At 39.3% G+C, this 22,394-nt stretch carries 24 protein-coding genes; 23 read left to right on the top strand and 1 reads right to left on the bottom strand.

Annotated elements, in window-relative coordinates; translation table 11 throughout:
* Positions 1 to 95: 95 nt before the first annotated feature.
* The 4 genes from FYJ53_RS18895 (at position 96) to FYJ53_RS18880 (ending at position 3,775) form a co-directional block, all read left to right on the top strand.
* Positions 96 to 1,346 (top strand): excisionase, encoded by a 1,251-nt coding sequence (locus FYJ53_RS18895; RefSeq protein ID WP_154557637.1) that lies wholly within the window; start codon positions 96 to 98, stop codon positions 1,344 to 1,346.
* A gap of 96 nt (positions 1,347 to 1,442) precedes the next feature.
* On the top strand, positions 1,443 to 2,537 hold the full coding sequence (locus FYJ53_RS18890) for a hypothetical protein (protein WP_154557636.1): 1,095 nt from the start codon (positions 1,443 to 1,445) through the stop codon (positions 2,535 to 2,537).
* Between the two features lie 9 nt (positions 2,538 to 2,546).
* Complete coding sequence (locus FYJ53_RS18885) at positions 2,547 to 3,329, top strand: hypothetical protein (RefSeq protein ID WP_058694803.1); 783 nt, start codon at positions 2,547 to 2,549, stop codon at positions 3,327 to 3,329.
* Positions 3,326 to 3,775 (top strand): hypothetical protein, encoded by a 450-nt coding sequence (locus tag FYJ53_RS18880; protein WP_090415045.1) that lies wholly within the window; start codon positions 3,326 to 3,328, stop codon positions 3,773 to 3,775. The genes FYJ53_RS18885 and FYJ53_RS18880 overlap by 4 nt, the downstream gene beginning before the upstream one ends.
* A 66-nt stretch (positions 3,776 to 3,841) precedes the next feature.
* Here the strand turns inward: FYJ53_RS18880 and FYJ53_RS18875 are convergent, their stop codons facing one another.
* Entirely contained in the window at positions 3,842 to 4,210 is a 369-nt protein-coding gene (locus FYJ53_RS18875) for a helix-turn-helix transcriptional regulator (RefSeq protein WP_013380218.1), read from the bottom strand.
* Between the two features lie 155 nt (positions 4,211 to 4,365).
* Here FYJ53_RS18875 and FYJ53_RS18870 point away from each other — a divergent pair, with 155 nt between their 5' ends.
* The 19 genes from FYJ53_RS18870 (at position 4,366) to FYJ53_RS18780 (ending at position 22,354) form a co-directional block, all read left to right on the top strand.
* Complete coding sequence (locus FYJ53_RS18870) at positions 4,366 to 4,530, top strand: hypothetical protein (protein ID WP_154557635.1); 165 nt, start codon at positions 4,366 to 4,368, stop codon at positions 4,528 to 4,530.
* 11 nt (positions 4,531 to 4,541) lie between these two features.
* Positions 4,542 to 5,363, top strand: a complete 822-nt coding sequence (locus FYJ53_RS18865) for a hypothetical protein (protein ID WP_123876053.1) — start codon at positions 4,542 to 4,544, stop codon at positions 5,361 to 5,363.
* A gap of 86 nt (positions 5,364 to 5,449) precedes the next feature.
* Entirely contained in the window at positions 5,450 to 7,849 is a 2,400-nt protein-coding gene (locus FYJ53_RS18860) for a type IA DNA topoisomerase (RefSeq protein WP_154557634.1), read from the top strand.
* A 69-nt stretch (positions 7,850 to 7,918) separates the two neighbouring features.
* Positions 7,919 to 8,251 carry a nucleotidyltransferase family protein gene (locus FYJ53_RS18855; protein ID WP_013380223.1) on the top strand — a complete coding sequence of 111 codons (333 nt, stop codon included), beginning with the start codon at positions 7,919 to 7,921 and terminating at the stop codon, positions 8,249 to 8,251.
* Positions 8,235 to 8,648, top strand: coding sequence for a DUF86 domain-containing protein (locus FYJ53_RS18850; protein WP_013380224.1), 414 nt, complete (start codon positions 8,235 to 8,237; stop codon positions 8,646 to 8,648). Before FYJ53_RS18855 ends, FYJ53_RS18850 begins: the two co-directional genes overlap by 17 nt.
* A gap of 66 nt (positions 8,649 to 8,714) precedes the next feature.
* Positions 8,715 to 9,029 carry a single-stranded DNA-binding protein gene (locus FYJ53_RS18845; protein ID WP_013380225.1) on the top strand — a complete coding sequence of 105 codons (315 nt, stop codon included), beginning with the start codon at positions 8,715 to 8,717 and terminating at the stop codon, positions 9,027 to 9,029.
* Positions 9,030 to 9,076: 47 nt separating this feature from the next.
* Entirely contained in the window at positions 9,077 to 11,194 is a 2,118-nt protein-coding gene (locus FYJ53_RS18840) for a VirD4-like conjugal transfer protein, CD1115 family (protein WP_154557633.1), read from the top strand.
* Between the two features lie 89 nt (positions 11,195 to 11,283).
* Entirely contained in the window at positions 11,284 to 11,541 is a 258-nt protein-coding gene (locus FYJ53_RS18835) for a hypothetical protein (protein ID WP_154557632.1), read from the top strand.
* A 102-nt stretch (positions 11,542 to 11,643) separates the two neighbouring features.
* Positions 11,644 to 12,570: a conjugal transfer protein TrbL family protein gene (locus FYJ53_RS18830; RefSeq protein ID WP_154557631.1), complete on the top strand. Its 927-nt coding sequence runs from the start codon at positions 11,644 to 11,646 to the stop codon at positions 12,568 to 12,570.
* Between the two features lie 13 nt (positions 12,571 to 12,583).
* Positions 12,584 to 12,868 carry a hypothetical protein gene (locus FYJ53_RS18825; protein ID WP_013380229.1) on the top strand — a complete coding sequence of 95 codons (285 nt, stop codon included), beginning with the start codon at positions 12,584 to 12,586 and terminating at the stop codon, positions 12,866 to 12,868.
* A gap of 8 nt (positions 12,869 to 12,876) precedes the next feature.
* Entirely contained in the window at positions 12,877 to 13,245 is a 369-nt protein-coding gene (locus tag FYJ53_RS18820; protein WP_154557630.1) for a hypothetical protein, read from the top strand.
* Positions 13,220 to 14,689 carry a hypothetical protein gene (locus FYJ53_RS18815; protein ID WP_154557629.1) on the top strand — a complete coding sequence of 490 codons (1,470 nt, stop codon included), beginning with the start codon at positions 13,220 to 13,222 and terminating at the stop codon, positions 14,687 to 14,689. Before FYJ53_RS18820 ends, FYJ53_RS18815 begins: the two co-directional genes overlap by 26 nt.
* An 18-nt stretch (positions 14,690 to 14,707) precedes the next feature.
* On the top strand, positions 14,708 to 16,633 hold the full coding sequence (locus tag FYJ53_RS18810; RefSeq protein ID WP_154557628.1) for a DUF6674 family protein: 1,926 nt from the start codon (positions 14,708 to 14,710) through the stop codon (positions 16,631 to 16,633).
* Between the two features lie 12 nt (positions 16,634 to 16,645).
* Positions 16,646 to 17,332 (top strand): hypothetical protein, encoded by a 687-nt coding sequence (locus tag FYJ53_RS18805; RefSeq protein ID WP_154557627.1) that lies wholly within the window; start codon positions 16,646 to 16,648, stop codon positions 17,330 to 17,332.
* Positions 17,333 to 19,252 carry a VirB4 family type IV secretion system protein gene (locus tag FYJ53_RS18800; RefSeq protein ID WP_154557626.1) on the top strand — a complete coding sequence of 640 codons (1,920 nt, stop codon included), beginning with the start codon at positions 17,333 to 17,335 and terminating at the stop codon, positions 19,250 to 19,252.
* A 112-nt stretch (positions 19,253 to 19,364) separates the two neighbouring features.
* Positions 19,365 to 20,324, top strand: coding sequence for a peptidoglycan DD-metalloendopeptidase family protein (locus tag FYJ53_RS21330; protein ID WP_207709053.1), 960 nt, complete (start codon positions 19,365 to 19,367; stop codon positions 20,322 to 20,324).
* Between the two features lie 13 nt (positions 20,325 to 20,337).
* Positions 20,338 to 20,967 (top strand): hypothetical protein, encoded by a 630-nt coding sequence (locus tag FYJ53_RS18790; RefSeq protein WP_154557625.1) that lies wholly within the window; start codon positions 20,338 to 20,340, stop codon positions 20,965 to 20,967.
* Positions 20,968 to 20,979: 12 nt separating this feature from the next.
* A complete protein-coding gene (locus tag FYJ53_RS18785) occupies positions 20,980 to 21,507 on the top strand; it encodes a hypothetical protein (RefSeq protein ID WP_154557624.1) in 528 nt (175 codons plus the stop codon).
* Positions 21,497 to 22,354, top strand: a complete 858-nt coding sequence (locus tag FYJ53_RS18780) for an MBL fold metallo-hydrolase (protein WP_195840277.1) — start codon at positions 21,497 to 21,499, stop codon at positions 22,352 to 22,354. The genes FYJ53_RS18785 and FYJ53_RS18780 overlap by 11 nt, the downstream gene beginning before the upstream one ends.
* Positions 22,355 to 22,394: the final 40 nt, after the last annotated feature.

Raw genomic sequence — 22,394 nt, 5'->3', positions numbered from 1 at the left:
AGTATAGAAATAATCGTGTAAATCAGATATATAGGCACAACGATACGGATAAAACGAACAAATACTATAAAAAATGACGATTGGAGGTGAGGAATATGGCAAATGATTATTATCAAGGATATACTCTTATGCATAAAAACACACCAGTTGCAGAGATCGTCCTGGATAATGCATCTGGGACAATTTCTGCCATTGGCGAAATATACACACCGGAACATGTGCCGGTGGGCATAGCAGTGAAAAAAGGAAAAGTTGACCGTGCTGCACTCAATGAATGGTGGAAAAGCAGAGCGATTCCAGCCAGTCGTGATGGTATTAAAAGTGCATTAATCGAACTAAATGTCACTTCGACACAAAAGCTTCTTGATAAATGCCTTGGGTTGTCATTGTCGGATCAATATTGGATATGCCCTGTCGATTCTGGAATAAGTTGGGAATCTGTAAATTTTTTTCAAAATGACTTCTCAGATGACGTAGGCAATATTTTGTTCGGAAAAGGCTCGTCCAGTGATAAAATCAGCTTGATGTCGCCTGATAATACCTCGGATGGGTGGTTGAAAAAGAAATGGAAAATCATCGATGAAAAACGCTGTCTGATTATAGGTGGCAGCGGCGCTACTCAGCAAGAGCCATATAATGAGGTGCTGGCAAGCTATATTATGGAGCGATTGGGTATTCCGCATGTACCTTATACACTGATGATTCAGGATGATTATCCCTATAGTGTATGCATAGATTTTATCACACCACAGACAGAGTTGATTTCTGCATGGTACATCATGCAGACACAGCAAAAGGAAAATCATGTTTCCGTTTATCAGCACTATTTGAATTGCTGTGATGCACTAAACATTCCAGGTGTAAAAGAAGCCCTTGACCGAATGATTGTGCTGGACTATCTAATTGCGAATGAAGACCGGCATCAGAATAACTTCGGTGTGGTTCGCAATGCGGAGACGCTGGAATACCAAGGAGCTGCACCGATATTTGATAGCGGTACATCTCTTTGGTTTGATAAGCCTATAGCTTTAATTGGTCAGTCGAAAATAAATAGCAAGCCCTTTAAGAACCGACATGAGGAACAGATTAAGCTGGTATCTTCTTTTGACTGGCTCGACCTGAAAGCACTTGACGGTATAGACGAACAACTGCGGGAGCTTATGCGTGGGTCGATATTCATCGACGATGCACGTTGTGATGCCCTCTGCTCAGCCTTGAAACGGAGGGTGGCGTCGTTGACTGAAGTCGTGAATGACCATAAAATTTTTGTATCAGTGAGCAACTGTCATGATGATGTATCTGAAGACATTGCTTACAGTGGGGAACAGGATGATTTCGAGCGATAAAATATCGTAAAGAAACCTATGTGGACACAAAAGTTTATATGACTTAGAAGAATAAAGCTTTTTATCTGAATGAAATAAATACGAAAGGCTAAAGCTATGCAATTAAATGGTTTATTAATGCACAAAGACACCTTAGTGGCGGATATAAAAAATAACGAATTGGAGATCATCAACCAAGGGCTGTTACCGTTATATTTGAAGCGAAACGGCTCTTTAGAAACATGGATAGCAAGTCGGGCAATTGATGCCCATCGCCCACATTCCAGGCTAATCAAGCGCATTTTGCGCCTTTCTGCAGCGGATGATTGCGAAGTCGCCCTTAAAGTCAATGCCGCTACGATTACCGATAACTGGTGGATCAAGCAAACAGCAGAAGAGAGTCTGAAATACAAAGATGTCCGATTTTCAGTGAATTATTTTGATAACCTTGCTCTTAAAGGTGATCCGGACAGCATTGAGCGGATCAATCATCCGGAAATTCTCACCAGCAGGAGTCCAGAACTGACCAATATCGGCAGCTTTGAAAAGTGCTGGAAACTGGAGAATCAGGAATGGTGGCTGTATAAACTGAGTAATGCGTTTCAAACTTTTTCAGAGCTTTTTATATTTGAAATGGGCAGTATGCTTGGTTTTGACATGGCCTATTTTGAACCGTGGGAAAGCGGCACGAAGACTTTGGACTTTACAGAAAATGCAAAGTATGATTTTGAACCGGCTTTTAGTTTAGTCGGGGAAGAGGTGGATTATTTTACCAATTATACTGCGATCCACGCATTAAGCCCTGAATTGGCGCAGGAGTATTTAGATATTCTGGCATGTGATGCGTTGTTTTTCAATTTTGACCGCCACACACACAATTATGGCTTTTTGAGGGATTCAGACACTGGCTTATATTTAAAAATGGCCCCTAATTTTGATAATAATCTGGCCCTTATTGCCAATGGCTATCCTTCGCAGGTATCCATAAAGAGGAAAAATGATCTTTTTATCAACGATTTTTTAGATTTACTGGATCAGACAAACAGTACATATTATTTACCTGAATTATCGGAATCAATGATTGATGAAGCTTTTGAATTAGTAGGAATGAACGTACATTACGACACAATTAAAGCCTTTATCTTAAATGGTTATGATCGACTTGCAAAAGAACTGCCAACTAAAGCAGCAGAGGAAGAACCGGAGCGTTAAGAGTGAAAAATGAGGATGCAATTGTTATGTAAAGCTCATAGAGTCTGCGAAATCGATCAGGAAACGGGCGATATTTTTATTTTTAATCAAGCATTAATGCCTTTAAATCTAAGTCTTTCAGATTTCCATGGCACCATTAAACAAAGGATCTCGAATATCAATTCTTTTGACGCCTGGTGTGCCGAACGGGTATTGTCAATTGACCGAAGATATGCAAAGCGAATACTCAATGAACTCGGGTTAACTCAGAGCCAGTCTACAGAGGATAAAGCAAGAATTTCACGGCTATACCGTTGTCTTTCACTGCAAGATAGTTATTGGGTGAAAAAAGAAGACGAGAAGGTTTCATGGAAAGATGTAAATTTATTTTCAAATTCTTTTTCTAACGCTTTTGTATCTGTTTCGTTACTTGGCAGGAGCTTGACACTCAGAAATAAGGATTTATACAGTCGTATGCCGGATATTACGACAAATGGAAGATACGCCAAAGCATGGAATCGTGTGGATGATCAGATCATTATGTATAAAGCTGATGACATCGAAGGCAATGAAACGATAAGGGAGGTAAACGCCAGCAAGATTCTGGATTGCTTCGGCGTTGATCATGTTTCGTATGAGCTCGCTTGTTTTGATGGCCATCGCGTCAGCATGTGTGAGTGCATGACTAACGAAGATCGTTCCATTGTGCCATATCGCCATTTTATTGCAGCTTGCAAGCGTAAAGGAATTGATGATGTGGATGACATTATTAATGAAGTGAAAAAATTGATGCCACAGGTTACTACACCATGAACATCATGACCTATCTGATTGGGAACAGTGATAATCACGATGGTAATTGGGGATTTTTCAGAGATAATGATACAGGTAAACTTTTGAGAATTCATTCACTCTTTGATTTCAATTGCGCATTTGAAAATTATGATAAAAAAGATGGTGGATGGTGCATTCCAGAATTAAAAAAAATTGTGATGGACGAATCAAATGAGTTGTTTTATGAGCCTGACCCTTTGAGTAAAACGCTTCAGGAGGCGTCTTTAGAGGCGGTCAATTATGTTGATATTGAAATGAAGTACCCGATTAGAAAAGATTACTTTTTAAACGATGTTGACTACGAGGTATTTAGAACACGATGTGATGAACTTGGGGTTGAAGTAAAGCTTGAAAGAGAATCGGATAATCGCGAACCTGATATTGATATAGCATTCAATCGCTATGAAGAGGAAGAAGAACGTTAGTAAAAGCACAGGAGGAGTCCTGTGCTTTTTGTATGCGTATAAAACATTGAGGAGGAAGAAAGATAGTCATTTTTTTTCGCTGAACATTTCCATGAATTTGACGATTGATATACGGTCTTGGGGTGATAAATCAATGAAAGCCTGGATCAAACGGATATCGGACGTAGTAAGATGATGTTTTTGTTGAAGTCTGATCAGTAAAGATTCCGTAACACCATATCCGCCTTGTGATTTTTCCCAAATAGGCTCTTTTCCATAGAGTAAGTAATCTCGTCGGATATGAAAAACGGAGCAAATCGTAACAATTGTTCGTTCTGTCGGTCGAGCTTCTTCGCTTTCAATACGACCGACCGTGGCACGGGAAAGGCCAATGCGTTTGCCGAACTCCTCCTGCGACATATTCAGCATCTTGCGAATTTTTTTAATATTATTCATTAATCAATCCTCCACTCAAGCAAATTAAGTTCATTTTTGCACAAGAAAATTGATCTGTCAAATAGTTTGCATTCTTTTAGAAAGGAATGTATAATAATGAGCATAACCATATTAAAAGTGTTGCAAAACTGGCCTTTTTGAGGAAAGGGGGACTTATGAATAAAGAAATCGAATATTTGGAAGTTGAAGCATTCTTTGAAAAATATAAATCCTTGCCAGTTGAAAAACAAAAACTTGTGATGGAATACCAGCAAATGTTAATTAATAAAAAAGAAAAAAATAAGGAACAACATGAAACTGGTGATGTAGGGTCAGAATGAAGGTAAAGGAAATGAAAAAACGTAAAATTTGTTTAATGCTTGTATGTCTGTTTGGAATTTTGATTGCGATGAGCGGATGTAATGCTAGCAGCATTGAAGGGAACTGGTATGAAAACAGTAATCCGGACAAAAATCGTATCGAGTTTAAAGATGAAGGAAAAGCTATGTTTATGGCCAATGGATATAGCGATGAAATTACTTATTCTTTAAGCGAAGATAAAAAAACAGTTTATTTAGAACGAGAGGGGATTTTATTTGATCAGAGTGGTACATTAGCCATGCAGGATGATGGATCGTTAAAAGACATAAATTCTGGATATGCTTATTTTAAAAATATTGAAGATGCGCGTAAAAGCCATGACAAAATTATTGATGAACGATACAATAACGCGTATAAACTAATAACGGAAAATGTATGGCGGACAGATTCTATCAGAGATAACAACAACACGATGCCGGATTGCTATGGCGTATTAGAAGTAAAGAATGACGGCACATACGCCGGTATGGTCTATTCATCCAATGAGGGCGCGGTGCTGGTTCGTGAAGTGGGAACTTATCAGGCGGATAGAGTTGATGAAATCAATGAATTGAAATACAGCCCTGATACAAAGCGTATTTATCTGACTTTTACACCCACTTCGATTGAAGACAGTGGTCTTCAAAACTACCTAGAGAATATTAATGCAGGGCGTAATTTTCAAATGTACATCTATAGTCAACCGGACAGTTTCTTTGTGAGCCCTGGAAAAAAGGAGAATTTAGAAATGGTGGATCAAGGAACCTACTACAATGTTTATTTGAGATCTAAGCAGTATCACTCAGGAAACTAGTTGACTGTCAAGCCAGACATGTGTCTGGCTTTTTTTATTATGAAGGAGGCATTTATTTTGGCGAGACGAAATGAGGGAGATCTTTATTGAAAGATTTAATATTAGCAGAAAAGCCAACCGTGGCAGTGAATATTGCAAAAGCTGTCGGTATGACCAGTCGAAAAGACGGCTATTTTGAAAATAGTCAGTATGTGATTACTTTTGCGGTGGGACATCTTTTAGAATTGTATGATGTAAAAGATTATCATCCTGAATATGGTGAAAAATGGGAAATATCGCATTATCCGTTTGTTCCAGATACATTTAAGTACAAAATAGCAGAATCAACGAGAAAACAGTTTAAGATCGTCAAAGACCTTATCTTATCCGATGAGATCCAGGAGATTATTTCTGCGACCGATAATGACCGTGAAGGACAGTTAATTGCAGATCTGATTTTTCGTTATCTTGGCGTAAAAAAGCCCATACGACGGCTCATAACCAATGAATGGACAACAGATGCCATACGCTACGGATTAAAAAATACGGTACCGAATAAATCGAAGCAGAGTCTTTTCTATGCGGGACTTGTAAGGCAGCAAATGGACTGGCTCCTGGGGATTAATTTAACCAGTGTGGCGACACTGAAGCTTTTAAAAAATGGAACCGGTAAAGATACGCTTCACATCGGAAGGGTCATCCTTCCTACGCTTAAACTTGTTTATGACCGGGAAATGAATGTAAAAAACTTCAAATCCATTCCGATTTACTACTTAAATGCCTATGTTAAGGATGTATCAGGTGAGGAAATCATCTTCCGATATATTGAAGGTGATGAGAAAATCTATAAATTTGATCATGACAGCCATCTGGTTCAGATCCTGCGATTAATAAACACCGAAACGGCTGTTGTCGTGGGTTATGAATGTTCGGAAAAAAAGATGAATCCTCAAAGGCTTTTCAGTTTACCAACACTACAGGGGCATATTACAACGAAGTATGAAGGCTGGAGTTCGGACAAGGTTTTAAAAATCGCACAAAAACTGTATGAGAATAAATTGATTACATATCCCCGAACAGATAGCGTTTATCTGGATGAAACCCTGAAGGAAAACATGTCAATGGTACTGAATATCCATAAAATAGAGAGCCAATATGCTGAGATGCTCCAATTTAAGGATACTAAGCGAATCTTTAACAGTGAAAAGGTTGAAAGCCATAGCGCAATCACAATAACAAAAGAGAAACCCAGAGGACTTTCGCAGGACGAACATATTGTATATGAAGCGATCCGAAATCGCTTTTTAGAACAGTTTATGCCATTAGCCATTGATGAAGAAGTTGAGGTAACACTTGCTTTTGAAGGTAAAGTACCGTCAGAGGATGGTGCTTTTTTATTTTCGGCAAAATCTATTGTAGAAAGAAGTCCAGGCTGGCGGCTTATTGAGAATAGAAACGCCACAAAAAAAGAGACGTTGCTTACGAGGATGCGAGAAAATGAAAGTGTCACGATTGACAGAGTAATGGTAAACAAAGGCGAAACAAAGCCCAATCCGCTTCATACAGAGGAAACGCTGATAAAAGCAATGTTACAGTGTGGTAAAAAATACAAAACAGAGGATGAACTGGAAACATCGATACTTTCCGGATTTACCATTGGAGCATCATCATCGAGAGCAGCTGTGATCAAAAAGCTTTTTGATTCAGATTACGTCATAAAGAAAGGAAAATCACTGGTCACAACAGATCGTGGAAAGTCTTTGATTCAGGCATTTCCGGTAAAGTCTCTTTTTAATGTTGAGACAACCGGGAAAATGGAAATGAGACTAAAAGATATTGAAGATGGGAAAGCAGATCCCAGGGCTTACCTTGAAGACGTTAAAATTAAAACAAAGGAGTATGTACAAATGATTTTAGAAACAGAACAATCCGTATTGAATGCTGGGGAAGATATTTCAATTAAAGAGCTGCGCTGCCCGAAGTGTGGAAAGCCCTTACATAAAACAAAAAGTGGCGTGGGTTGTACCGGCTATGAAAAGGAAGGGAACGGGTGCGATTTTTTTATCGCCAATCCTTTTGCCGGTAAGACACTGTCAAATCGGCAGATAGCACTGCTAGTAATTAACAAAAAAACACCGATTATCCGGGGTTTTAAGAGTAAAAAAGATACTAAATTCGATGCAATGCTGGTTCTGAATCATCAATATGAAATTAAATTTGAATTTCAAAAAAGCGAAACAGATTTAGCCTGTCCCTTATGCGGAAAGCCGCTGAAAAGAAATAAAGCAGGAATGGGGTGTTCAGGTTGGAAAGAGGGCTGTAAATTTATAATTTTCAACCCTTATTGTGGTAAAAGATTATCAGACAATCAGATTGAGCAGCTAATAAAAAGAGGGCATACCGGCGAGATCAAGGGATTCAAAAAGAAGTCGGGAAATGGTACTTTCAGCGCAATTCTTTATTTAGATGATTCAGATCAGTATAAGGTGAAAATGAAATTTGAATAATCAGTTGTAGAAGCGATTGTAACGTGATATGATGAAGAAAATATTACTTCCAAAGGACGTGAACAACAAATGAATGATGTTTTGTATTCAATAGATGAAATACGAAGAAAAGCGAGGCCGATTCTAAAAAAACATGGTGTTAAACGTGCTTTTCTGTTTGGCTCCTATGCTCGAGGAGAAGCAAATGCAGAAAGTGATATTGATATTAAAATCGAAAAAGGGAAAATAGAAACTTTATTTGAACTTGGGGCTTTATATGAGGATCTCAATGATGCGTTTAATACAGATGTGGATCTGGTTACAGATGAAGCATTATCACATCCAATGAATAAAGATATTACGGAGAAGATTAATAGAAACATTATAAAGGAAGAACAACTCATCTATGAAGAAGAATATTGATGTATTGGAACATATTTCAAAATATTGTGAGCAGATCGAAGAGACAAAGGATCGATTTGGGCGGAAATTTGTAGACTTTGAAAATGACAGAGACTATAAAAATTCGATATGTATGAGTCTGATCCAAATTGGAGAGTTATCAGGACATCTTTCAAAAGATTTTAGAGAAAACACGAAAAAAATTATTCCTTGGCAAGCCATAAAAGGAATGCGAAACTTGTTTGCACATAACTATAATGCTGCGGATTTATCAACAGTTTGGGCTACCACAGAACAAGATATTCCAAAGCTTAGTATGTTCTGTAAAAAAAACATCACTATGTACTACTTCATGGTTCAGGATCAAGAAGAATTGATTGATGAAATAGTAAGTGATGATTTTGACGAAGAAAGATAAATAAGGCATAAAGATTCAGGCTCTTGAGTTATCAAGGGTCTTTTTTATTTAAAAGGAGTTGATCGTATGGATAATTACAATGAGGTTAAGCTGTCTGGTGAAATTATTACGGATATTGAAGTGCAAACCTCAAATGCTGGTAAGAAACTCTGTAATTTTTCATTGGCATTAGGCGGCGATGAAAAAGATCATTCCACAAATTTAGGAATGGTAGTGCCAATTTATGCAATGGAAGAAACCGCAGAAGCACTGATTGAGGAGGCTCAGAAGGGAAAATATTTGATTGTTACAAATGGAGAAATTAGTGTGGGATCATATGATACCGGAAAAGAAAAAAGGTTTATGACAACCATTTTAGTCCGAAACTTTCAAATAATATAATAATTCTAAATAAATTCAGAAATAAGCTTTAAGGAGTAACAGATTTAATGAAAAATCACGCAAAGGAAAAAATACGGTTAGGGATCGTATTTTTCATATTAGGCACCCTTGCAATGCCTTGGATCGTTACGTTTACTGATGTCATGATATCGGGAACAGTAACTTCCATCACACTATCAGATTTTTCCTATTTTGAAGCAGTTCAAAAGATTCTATATAAAGAACCTTGTGGGCTGCTTTTTTTATTGTCAGAATGCATCTTGTTAATGACGGTCATTATGTGCGTTATCAAAATGGATACAGAACTTCGATCAGATATGTATCAAGTGACAGATCGAATATCAATCCCCATTCCTTCAGGGGAATATCAGCATGGGAGCGCATGGTTCTTAAGTAAAAAGGAGTACGGCAGAGCATTCGGGGCACACGAGATTGATCCCAACAATCGAACCATTCGTTTGTTGTTAAAGGAAGGCAGAAAAGATTTTGAGGAAATAGAAAATGGTATGATTCCAGACTTTGAAAAAATCAAAAAGATAGATGCAATACAGGAAATATTCGACGAAGCAGGGCTTGTTATCGGGAGAACGCTAAAAGGCAAAAAAGAGGTTATCTATTCAATCGACCATGATTCTCACTTTTTAGCATTGGGTGCAACGCGAAGTGGGAAAACACGCTGCATTGTTCTGCAATCCATCGGTTTGTTGGCCTTATCGGGTGAGTCGATGCTGATAACCGACGTGAAAGGGGAGCTGGCAGATTATACACGTCCTTATTTGGAGCGTCTGGGTTATGAAGTATATATTCTTGACTATAAAGAACCAGAAAAGAGCAACAAATATAACGTGCTTCAATTTGTGATTGAGGCGGCGAGAGACGGTGATTTTGATACTGCGGAAGAACGTGCAGCGGATTTGGCGAAAATGCTGGTACCAGACAATGACAAGTCTGAACCAATATGGTCAAATGGAGAGAGAGCAGTCATTGAAATGGCCATCCTGTCCGTGGTTTTGGAAAATATAGATCATCCCGAGTACCAGAATCTTTATAATATCTATCGGTTTATCGCGGAAATGAATAATCAAGTCGTCATTAATAAGAACCGCATTTCTATCCTGGATCTTTTCATGGAAGACCTGAAACGAAAGAACCCACATCATAAAGCCGTTTTGGCATATGCGACCATTCAGGCGGGAGCCGGATCACCGAAAACAGTGAGTTCTTTTCTTGTCTCAGCAATGACGACACTGAAAATTTTCTCAACCGGAAAGATGAATGCCATGTCCAATACTTCGGATTTTTCCATGAGTGAGCTGGGCGACAAAAAAACTGCGGTTTTTATCATCTTACCTGATCAGAAGGATACCTATTATAAAATTGCGACAGCGGTCGTCGCCAATGCCTATGATGGATTGATCCGTAAAGCAGATCAGCAAGGAGGGCGTTTAGATCGTCGTATCCGATTCCTTTTAGATGAATTCGGCAATTTTGCAAAATTAAATGCGTTTTCAAACATGGAAACTGCCGGTGGATCAAGGGGGGTTCTTTTTGGTATTTTTCTTCAGGACTTTGCACAAACCGACGAAAAATACGGCCATGAGACATCTCGTATCGTTCGGTCTAACTGTGAAACGTGGGCTTATCTGAGAAGCGATGACCCAGAAACACTTAAGAGAATTTCCGATAAGCTTGCGAACTATACCTGTACCGTCTATAATGCATCGTCAAATGCGGGGAACAGAAGCTTTAGCCGCTCTAATTCATCCAATAAAATGACTAGAAAGTTACTGGAAATAAATGAATTGCAGGAAATCGATCGCCCCTATCTCTTGATTACGAGTCGCGTAAAGCCAGCTATTATGGAATCACCTGACTTAAGCGAGTGGTATTTTAATACAATGTTTGGAATGGGCGACAAAGAACATAATATCAAACTCCGAAAATACCGCAATCAAGCTCGCAGGGTTATGGATATTTCTGGAGAGCTCTATTCATGGGGAATATGGAATTCCTACCGGGATATTCAAATGCTGAAGAGTATCAGCTATTTAGAAATGACTGAGCAGAGTTTTGATCCTATAAAGTATCGGGTCGATGAAATCTATCGGACTGAATTGAATAAAAACTACTTTCCAGCAAGTGATATTTCACCTGATACTGATTAAATAATGGCGATGAAAGTTAATCTGGAGCCATTCAATCAAGTGCCAAATCGGCACTTTTTTTATTATCTGAGAAAAGGAGGTGAAAAAAATTGCTTAGTGAAAATATATTGGTAACAGGAACAACTAGACTGGCCAATGATGCTCTGACTGTTTTGATGGGACTTATCTTTGTCATTTGTGCGTGTGTTTTTGTCTATTGTATGATTCGAAGATCGCATTCAGACGAAATGGATCAGAAGAAATGGGAAAAAAGAGCAGGTGTTGATGTGGTTAGTCTACTTGGTGGTGAGCTAACAGTTATATTACTTAAATTAGTGCTGTCCTACTATAATATTAATATTCCTTAATAAAATTAGTATGGTTCCACATTAATATTCTTATGATCCATAGGAATTTGAAAAGCTCCAGGAAAATGCACCCTGGAGCTTTTAGGAAAGTGAGGAGTAACGTTGGATTGGTTAGGAAAACTCATAACAAATCAATTTGTCAATTCTGGTGACGCCCAAAACTCAATAATACAAGTATTTAAGGATCTTGCATCTGGAGTTGGACTTGTAAAGACCATTATGTATCCAGAAGTTTCACTGGGGGACTCAATCAATTCCTTGTTTGGAAATATTTATGGATTGATTCTCGGCATTGCAATTGCATTGATCGTGCTCAAAGTAGTACATAAAGCGACTAAAACATATGGTCTTGGTGATGATGATCCATCTCAAGACCCGATTTTTCTTTTTAAGAAAATGTTACAGGCGGTTATTGTTGCCGTGGGATTTAACAGTATTCTGTATTTTGTTTTATTTGGAATTGTGGCGGGAACTGTAAGCACGATCTCAGGCATGGTAATTGGCAGCTTGGGTCAAGCTTTTCAGGATAGCTTTCTTTCCGGCGATTGGACAGAAACATTATTTAATTTAATCAAAAACATAGCGGATATTTTTTCAGCGCCATTTACGTCGATATTACTGATTTTGTACATTATTTCGTGCATTATCATGTATTTTAAATTCATTATGCGTTCCTGTGAACTGGTCTTCCTGCGCATAGGCTTTCCGATCAGCTGTGTTGGAATCATCGATTCAGACTATGGTGTTTTTAAACCCTATATTAAGAAATTTTTTCAGGCAGCAACGTCAATTATTATTCAAATCGGATTACTCCACTTGTCGTTGGGTTTAATCCTGATGCCGATTGTCGATGCAAATACTTCAATTACAATGACCAATACAATATGGGCCTGTTGTTGCTTATGGACAGCATTTTCAGTGCCGCACATTTTGCAGGAATTCTTGTTGTGGGGTGGTGGATCGTCTGGATTCTCGTCGACAATAAACACTGGCGCAAATGTTATTCGCGCCGTCAATATTTTTAAATAGAAGGTGATGATTATTGGACCCGAACTATGAATTGGTAAAAAACAGTCAGTTCTTTTTTGGTGCTGGCACTGTGCAGGATGGGATTATGCTTTTAGCCAGAGCACTTCTCTTTCTGTTCGACGTTATAATCGTGGTGCGAATTGTTTATCTTTTTATGGAAAGATCGCAAGGAGACGAAAATGGGCAAATTATGAAGCAAATTGTGAATTGCTTCAAAGCGGCGATTATAGCAAATGTACTTGGAGGATTAGCTCTTATTAGCGAGATACTCCAGTATTATTACCACATAAACATTTGAGGTGACACATGGAAAATAAAATTGAAGATCGAAAAAAATTGTATATTCCAGCAAGAATTAAGGTGGAAAATGAACCGCTTAAGGGCTTTAGCAGCCGATCACTGAAATGGTTTCTTATCTCAGGGATCATTGCTTCTGTTTTCTGTTTAATTGTAGGGCTCATAAGCAAGGAGTTTTCATATGGCATTTTATTGTGGATGTTTACCATTGGAGCTTTAGCGGTCGCTTTTCATGAAAATGAGCTAAACATGAATATGGTTGATTATTTTATTGTTTTGTTCCGGTTTGCAGGTGAGCAGCAGAAATATGAGTATTTTTTTTATGATACTTTAGATGATATGGAGGAAAAACATGGCCATCGAAAACAAAGTAAGTAAGAGGATTGACGAAATTTCAGCTTTGCTTGTCGGTGAAGTGATCCGATATAAAGATAACCGAATCAAAGATATTGAAGCACTTGAAAATGCGATGCTGCAAAGCGAGAAAAAAGAAATAAAAAACCATATGGATAAAGACACTCAAGCAGTGAAAGAGCACATAGAAGCGTTTTTATCTGAAAGCGAATCTCTGGTCGAAACGTATGGAATGGATGATACTGAAGATATTTTTGAATATCAGAACGAATCTCATAAAAAGCCGGAAACAGAAAGGTCAGATCCAAACCCGAGACAGATTCAGTCTGCCAGCCCAAAAGAAAGACCTTATGCGTTAACAACGAATGAAATGAGTGTTTACAGCAGACTTCGTCGAGAGGTGGATGCGATACATGCAAGGACAGCCTTTAAAGATCCAAAGGAACAAATGCGTTTTGAATTTGTCGTTATGGACACGATGGCCAACACGGATTATACGGAAAAGGAAAGTGATTTACGCGCTTTGAGTATGATGAGCGCACCCAACACCAGTATCTCTGAAACAATTGAGAATGAAGGCTGGCCAGCAATTAACGCTGGCATGAATTTGAAGGCAGCAAATTATATTCCCAATAATGAAAAGGCAGCTTTATCATTGCAGTGGCTTAAGCTAGAAAAAATGCGATTGGAAACTAGAAAAGAGGAGGTGGAGAAAGCATTAACGTTAAATACAGCAATCACACCTGAGATTTTATATCAATCAGATGCTGAACTAAAATTTCTTGGTGAAAATCATGATCTGTGGCTGGATGACGCTGTTAACCGAAAAATCCAGGAAATTCATGAACGAAATGTCCTAATTCTTGAAAACAAAATATATTATGGTTCGAGAGAAGAAGAATCAGCGTATAAACAGGCCCTTCGAGAACAGATCGAAGAGCGGTACCATGTAGGGAGGGATACCAACCTGACCCAAATGGCTGACAGAATATTGTCTCGTGATCATCATGATTATTGTGCGCTAACCCGTGAGGAAGCAGTCCATTTTCAAAATGAAGAGCAGACCATTTATGATTTTGACCAAAATACCAAAGTTTGGGAACGTGTAGATGCAGTCGAAAAAATTGCCGTGGCGCTTCCAAACCATGATTTTTATATAAGCCGGAGCGACTTGTCCGCTTTTCTGCAGCAGCAATTTGAGGATACGTTGTATGAAAATCGCATGGAGCAGGAAGATCTGTATACAGAAGAGGTAACAGATTACCGGACTGAGATTGATCCGGATGTTGGGACACGGGAATCCATCAATGCCCTTGGAAAGAAAAAACAACCGACTGCTGCCAGTGTTCAGGATGAGCTCGAAGAAGATGTTGAGTATGGCATTGGAGAAGTCGGAGATTCAAATCAGGAGGCCATTGAGGAATACATGGTCGAAGAAATAACAATTGAAGAAGATTTAGAACGATAAAATGATTGGAGGATTGAAATGTCAGTTGATACTGAATTAGGACGGGAAATATCACAGATTATAAATATTATTTTACAGGAAGTTATACAAATGCAAAAAGAACGTCAGTATAACGAAGAACAGGTTAAAAGAAGTAAAGTGGAATCTGAGAAAGCAGCGCTTGTAAAAAAAATGAATGACGATACCCGGAACTCGCTGGAAAAAATAGACTCCCTGCTTAAACAAAATGACGAACTGGTTTCGCAGTACGGAGCGTCCATAGGCGATTATATTGATGAGGGACTTGCAGAAGTGATTGATGGTGAAATGCAGGTAAATAAAGCAATGGAAGGCGTGTACAATCGTGCACAGGAAAACTTGTGGCCGGAAACAGGTCAGCGTACAGATTTACTCACACTCTCCAGACCAGCAATAAACGCTTACGTGGAAATCTGCAGAAATGCCGATGAAAAGTTGGCTTCAGCAGATCAAAAAGCGCGAAAAACCAGACCTTTGGAATTAACACTTTTAGATACCCTTGCGAACAAAGATTATCCCGAAAAAGCTGAGGATTTGGAAGATATTTCCTGGCACTGGATCGCCAATGAAGACATTACAAATACGATCAAGGAAAGAGGAATCTTGTTAAATGCAGCACGCTATTCAGGAAATTTAAGAATGAATCTTGCCGCAACCGAGGAAGGGAAGACCAATCCCCCTGAAAATCCTGCACCAGACGTATCTAGAGAGCCGCTTCAGAGTGAATTCACAACAGAACAGGATAAAAATAAAATAAGTACAATGGAGGTTAAAGCTCCTGAAATGCAAGATAATATGGGCAAAGGTCAGGATTCAGCAGCACTTGTTTCTGAAGATCCTCATGTGACAAATCCAGATCATACGGCAAATATTGGGGATAAAGTTCAGCAATTGCCTCGAAATACTGCTGTGGTCGGCAATACGACAAAACTTAATGATAGAGCAGAAGAATTATCGCTTGAATCCATTGGAAATCAACAAGATATAATGCCCGATAAAAGCGTTCAGGACATACCCGCAGAGAAAAAAGAATTACATGAAGAACCAGAAGTAAAGGCGATCATCGATGTTCTTGACGCCAATGATCCGTTGACACGAAGAACATTTGAAGCACTTTTAACGTGTGTTTCTACAATGGAGGTGCAGGTAAAGTCGCTTTCTGAAGAGACGATTCGCTTAAGACAGGAAATTAAAGAGATGCAGCCATCACCTGAAAAAGAAATGGTGCAGCAGGAAAATCGGAACATGGAAGACCAGGTAGTTGTTATGCAGCAAGATGTTATTGGGCTAAAGAGAGGCATTTTAGAAGGGTGCCGAAAAGCTTTGGATAATTTTAAGCAACATGGCAAGAAAGCCCTGAAAGATTTTTTGAGTTTTCTGCACATTGACAGTGCGTTGGAAAAAGCCCAGGAACATGTTACAGTGAACCTTCGCGAAAATGATCAAACATTAAAAGAGATTGAGGCTATCACAAAAGAATACCATAAATCAGGGCAGCATCTCAAAAATACTGGTCGCATGATCGCGGGAAAAGAGCCGATAGCGGATATTAAGGGGCCAGGTATCATTTCAAAAGCCGTTACGGCGCACTTTAAAGCGGAGCGTTCGTGTTTGAACAAACTGGACAGCAGCATTAGAAAGGTACTGGAAAATATTAAAGGTCTATCACCCGAACAGATTAAAGAAGATTCGTCCATGAACCGAATTTATAACATCATTCAGGGAGACGACGCCGAAGATAGAAATGATGAAGCAGAAGAGATTTTTGATGAAGAAACAGAAGAAAATACTCAGGAAAGCGTTGAAAAAAGCGCTGACGCAGAAGTCGTAAGCCATTGCATATTCAGTGGATTGGAAAATATTGAAGCCATTGATGCTAATATTTTATCGAAGGATAATTCTCAGGATGATGATATTGAAAGGTAGGGTGGTGAAATAATGTATATCATTATTTATCTTATCATTATTGCTTTTGGTGCCTTGTGCCTTTACTTTTTTTATCGGAAAAGAAAGAAAGAAAAAGCAGAAGAAGAAAATATGTACAAAGGTGAAACGGCGAATGATTTTATGAATACCAAAAATATCCGTCGCCAGGTACTTTTTACTAAAGACGATAAAAGGTGCAGTTACATTGAAATCGAACCAGTAAATATCGACCTGTTGAGTGACAAAGATATGGCGAGCATAACCGAAAGCCTGACAGCTGAGTTGTCGGAGCTGTGTTATCCGTTTAAATACTACGCCCTCAGCAAACCAGAAGATAATCGAAGCATCATGGCACAATACAGTAAAATTATTCAGTCAACGGATGATCCAGTAATTCGAAATATTCTGCGTAATGAGATTCAGCAAAGGCAGACGCAGGTACAAAATGCGGAAATGCCGACGCGTAAATATTATTTTCATCTGTGGGCAGACCGTGAAACGGATGAGGAATTCAAAAAACGTGTGGAAAGCTTGCGAGAAAAACTTGATAACTGCGGCATTAAGGCAAAGATTATTTCCCAGACAGAAATCGTTGAGTTTATCGAAATGGTTGCGAATCCACAATATGCTGTTCCTGAAGATCTAAAACCAGAGATTAATTTTTCATTTTTAATCAAGCAATATGGAGGCGATGTGTAAATGTTTAGGAGAAAGCAGAAAGCTATAAAGAAGGATATTCACGGAAGACCAATTATTGAGGAAAAAAAAGAAAAAAAGAAGAGTAAAGCCGTTATTCCAGAAAATCAGGAGCTTAAGAGTATTATCGCACCTATCGGTATAACATTCAATCGTATTAACGCAGTAATTGGCGATAATTTAGCACGCTGTTACGGTGTGATTCGCTATCCGCAGTTTGCAGAGTATGGATGGCTCCGTCGATTGACAAATATCCATGGGACAGTGGCAGCCATTCATTTTACGCCACTCAATACAGATGAAGTGCTGAAAAGTCTAAATAATAACATAAGAAATTACCGGATAGACGCAAATGATGGAAAAAAAGATGAACTGGAACGGCAGCGTGCGGAGCAAAGCATTCGGAATGCAGAGGAAGCGATGCGGCGCATTGATCAAAACGGCGAAGTTGTCGGAAGAATGTGTTTTGTGCTCATGCCGCTTGCAGAAAATGAAAAATCATTTGATAAGATTTGTAAGAATGTCGAAAATGCTTCGTCGATTGCAAACTGTAAATGTCGAAAGCTGGCGAGTGAACAAAAGGAAGGCGTCAAGTTCGTGCTTCCGACCTATACCGAGGAAAATAACGTCCATCGGCAGACAGGGAGGATGATGCCCATCTCATCCTTTGTCGGTGGCTTTCCTTTTGCATCCTCTGGCTTTAATGATCATTCTGGTTTTTACCGCGGTCATGACGGCCTTGGCGGAACGGTTTATCTTAACAGCTGGTATCGAGGAAGGGATCGAACTAATTCAAATTATGTCATAGCTGGTAACGCTGGCGTGGGCAAATCGGCAACGATCAAGGCCATGGCCATCATGGAGCGGGCACTAGGCGCATCCATCTTTTTTGTTGATCCGGAAGGTGAGTACAAAGATTTGACGTTGAATCTAAATGGAGAGTGGCTGAATGCTTCTGGGGGAAACGGAAAAGTGATTAACCCCCTGCAGGTCATTGGAAACACTAAGTATCTCAGTAAGGATGATGAAGATGGTGATGAGTACGATGATGATTCTGAAACCATCACGAATGACCTGGAAAATCATATGAAGCTCCTGGAAGTATTTTTAAGTCTTTATCTGAAAGAAATCACCCAATATCAGATGGCTTTGCTGAAACAGGAAATAGAAGAGCTTTACCTCAAATTTGACATCACCTGGGACACCGATGTCTCAAAACTAAAGAATACAGATTTTCCGCTTTTTAAAGACCTCCATCAACACTTGATCGATAAATCAAGAGAAGCGGAAGAGCGTGACAATATGGGTCTTAGCAAGGAATATGCAGATCTGGCGCTTTTGCTGAGGGATATCTCCATTGGATCGGACAGCTTTCTATGGGGCAGTTATACGACACTGGAGATCAACGCTGATGTGGTCTGCGTTGATACCTTCGGCTTGAATTCCAGGCCGGACAACATCAAATCTGCTCAGTATTTTCTATTGCAGAACCTTGCCTGGCAACGAGCGACGCGGTCGAATAAAGAGAGATCCATCATTGTTTACGAAGAAGCGCATATGATCATTGATAAGGATGTTCCGCAGCCGATGAAAACTCTCAGCCAACAGGAAAGACGCGCAAGAAAATATGAAGCAGCGATCTGGGTAGCCAGCCAGCAGGTCAACGATTTTGTCGATCCGGCCATCAAGCAATATGGATCGGCCATTCTAAATCAGCCAACCTACAAACTGATTCTTGGGATGGACGGTCAGGATTTGGTCGATGTTGCCAGGTTATATCGACTCAAAGAGGCAGAACGAGAGCTGGTCGAGCAGAAAACAAGAGGGCGTGCTTTGTTTATGATTGGGAGCAGACGGTTAGATTTAAGCATTAAAATTGACGATTTCAAATTAAGTTATTTCGGAGATAAAGGCGGGAGGTAATCTTTTGTCCATTGCAATAAAAGCGGCCTTAGCTCTCTTGAAGAACAGAAGAACCCGAGAGGTAATCATTGAATTACTTGTCGGGTTCATTTTATTTGTCGGATTTGTATCAATGCTGACACCAAAAAACAGCGGAACCGGCGGTGGCGTTTATGGTTATCCATGCAGCACGGAATATGGTATATCCGATGGCACAGCTGGCCTTGATCCAGAAACCTATGCCGTGATCGATCCATACGTTTTTCATAGTGGATGGGGTCAAAGAAACTGTGAATATCATGGCATGGAATTTCATGATGGCATTGATTTGTCCTGTCCGCTGGGATCAGAATTATACGCTGTCTGCGACGGTACAGTCACTCTGGCTGGTTATACCGGCGGCTACCAATATGTCGTTGGCATACTCGCCGGAGATGGATCTGGTTACTGGTTTTTCTATGCGCACATGAATTCACAGAGCAGCATCACCGTTAAGGCTGGCGATCACGTCACGAAGGGACAGATTGTGGGATATTCTGGTGATGGCCTGAGTAATTATGCCCCTCATTTACATTTTGGATGTCATAAAACCGACACAGGTAACACGGCCTATCGTGATATTTATGATACTTCCGAAACATCAACCGTGAATCCCTGGCCGCTCATTAATCCCGCCAATAACGGAACGCCTGGTGATGTTGAGTCGTGGCGACAGTTGGTTGTTAAGGCACTGGCAGCCAACGGATTAAGCACAGACAATGAACTAGTAGAAAAGGTACTAAGGCAGATCGAAACAGAATCTGGTGGAAATCCATTGGCAGTGCAAGGGATCAGCGACATCAACAGTGGAGCGTCGATTCCATTTAACAATGGTATCTGTCCATGGTGTCCGAATAGTGCCGGGGACAGCTGTGGCAATACCAATATTGGCCATGGTTTGATGCAGACCATACCGGGAACCTTCAACGGGCACAAGCATGATGGCCATGATAATATTTTCGATGGTTACGACAATCTGCTGGCAGCACTTCACTATGCAAAAAACAGATACGGAAACAACCTGGATGGACTTGGAGAAGGCCATGGATATTAAATAGGAGATAATGATGGATATAGTTGTTGAAAATAGTAAAAAGTTAATACGAGATCTGTATTTGCTATTAAAAGATAATAAGAATTTAAATCTGGAAGAACCTGCGGATCAGGAAGAAGAACAGAAAATCAGACGCAAAAAATATTCACTCTACAAGGAGATGAATAAAAGCGTCAAAGATTTTTTAGTGAATTTGGTAAATTTTGAAGACAAAAAAGATGAAGAAAAACAGGAGAAAAAAATGGAATATAATCAGAATGTTTCAGTGAAGCAGACGATGTTATTAGAAAATGTCAATGATAATCTGGAAAAAAATATTGATGCCTGTAAAGTGATCAATCAAAATATAAAAGAGTTGATCGAGGCGCTTCCAAAGTATGAGATCGAAAAATCCATTCAATCACTCAATGATACATTCGGCATTGTTAAAGAGAATATGAAGGAGCATAAAACGGATTTTAAAGAGGTTTTGACAGATCTCAAGAATCAAAATAAGGAAATGGAAGCTGTATCGAATCGGATTAGAGAAGAAGCCGCTGAGACAATCCGTAAAGAAGGATGGAAACAGATTTTAGTGTATGGCAACTCGGTAATAGGATTGATCAACTTGATTTTACTTTTAATCGTGCTCTTTTTACGATGAGAGAGGTAGAAAATGATTTTATATATTTGTGGAAATAAAAAAAACGCCCATGATATGGACTTCCTAAATGATTTTGATAAAGTAGACTGTAAAATTGCATCTGAGTTTTCGGTGCGACGCTTTTTAGATGAAGCAAATACATATGTGAACCTCGAATATTTAATTTTGGATATCATGGTCGTTCATGACACACAGGAGGAATTAATCAACAGCTTAATTAATCTGCATTCATTTTGTGGCACCACGCCGGTTGTTTATCTGCCGAGCGCAAATGATAAAGACCTATCGGGTACCCTGGCAGAGATAAAGAAGCACGGTATTGATGTATTTAGTAAAAAAGACTATAAAGGAAAACTCACCAAAATTATAAATTCACACTATATGAAAACAGCAAAGCCCGCTCATGAGAACGCGGATGCGAAGCTGATCCGCACAGTGTCACAGGAAAATAATAAGGAAAGCTTATTAACACGAGAAGATCAGATGATTATTGATAAACTTAGAAAGACAATATTACATGAGGTTCAAAATGAACGATAAAAAAGCAATAATACTGTACAGCATCCTTGGCTTAATCGTCATATTTTCTACGCTTGTAACGAGTGCTTTGTTAATGAACAAGGACTCTGATCATTCTGAAGACACGAGTAAGGCAGCAATTACGACTGAAGTTCAGGGAAATGTCACCTTTACTTTTATGAATAACGGCGAAGGCATGGCGTCCGTGATCGAGACTTCAAAGGGAGGAATTGCGGTTATTGACACTGGGACTGGAGAGAATCCTTTTTTGCAGGACTACATACAAGGGAGGAAAGTCGATATTCTTTTACTAACCAGTCTGGACGTTGGCCATATTGGCGGATTGACATCCTTGCTGGACACTTGCCCGGTCGAAAAATGCTTCTTTCCCGGTAGCAGTGGTCTTGCCGCATATGATGATGTTTCAGCGTTAATTTCAGCGCATGAAATTTCAATCTCGAATGATGAGCAATATGAAATGGATGATGTGGTCATAAAACCCATTGATATTACAGAAAATAACATTGCATATATGGTTGTTCACGGAAGTGACCGATTAATTTACCAGGGGGATCAAACGCCTGAAAATGCAACGAAAATGCTGCTCTCTGATGACTTGAAGTATTCAGGTATTACAGGGATCGTTGCAGCTAAGAATGGCGAAAATGCTTATTTTTGCAGCGATTTATTGCGAAAACATCCAAAGTTTGTCGTTGCTAATATTACAGAAAACAATGATGGAAATAATCAATTAACCACATATTGTAAAGAAAATAATACTGATCTGTATACCTTCGTGGCAAACCCGATGATACCACTTCATTTTTCATCATCAGGAAATGAAATGAAGTTAGTTGGATTTGAATAAGAATGGAGCAGACACACTAATTTCTTGACTATTCTATTCC

Origin of the sequence: Eubacterium sp. BL-380-WT-2B (assembly GCF_009696115.1) — a bacterium.
Classification (GTDB): Bacteria; Bacillota; Clostridia; order Eubacteriales; family Eubacteriaceae; genus Eubacterium; species Eubacterium callanderi.
The sequence above is the reverse complement of the archived record's forward strand: the minus strand, read 5'-3'. Positions and strand labels throughout refer to the sequence as shown.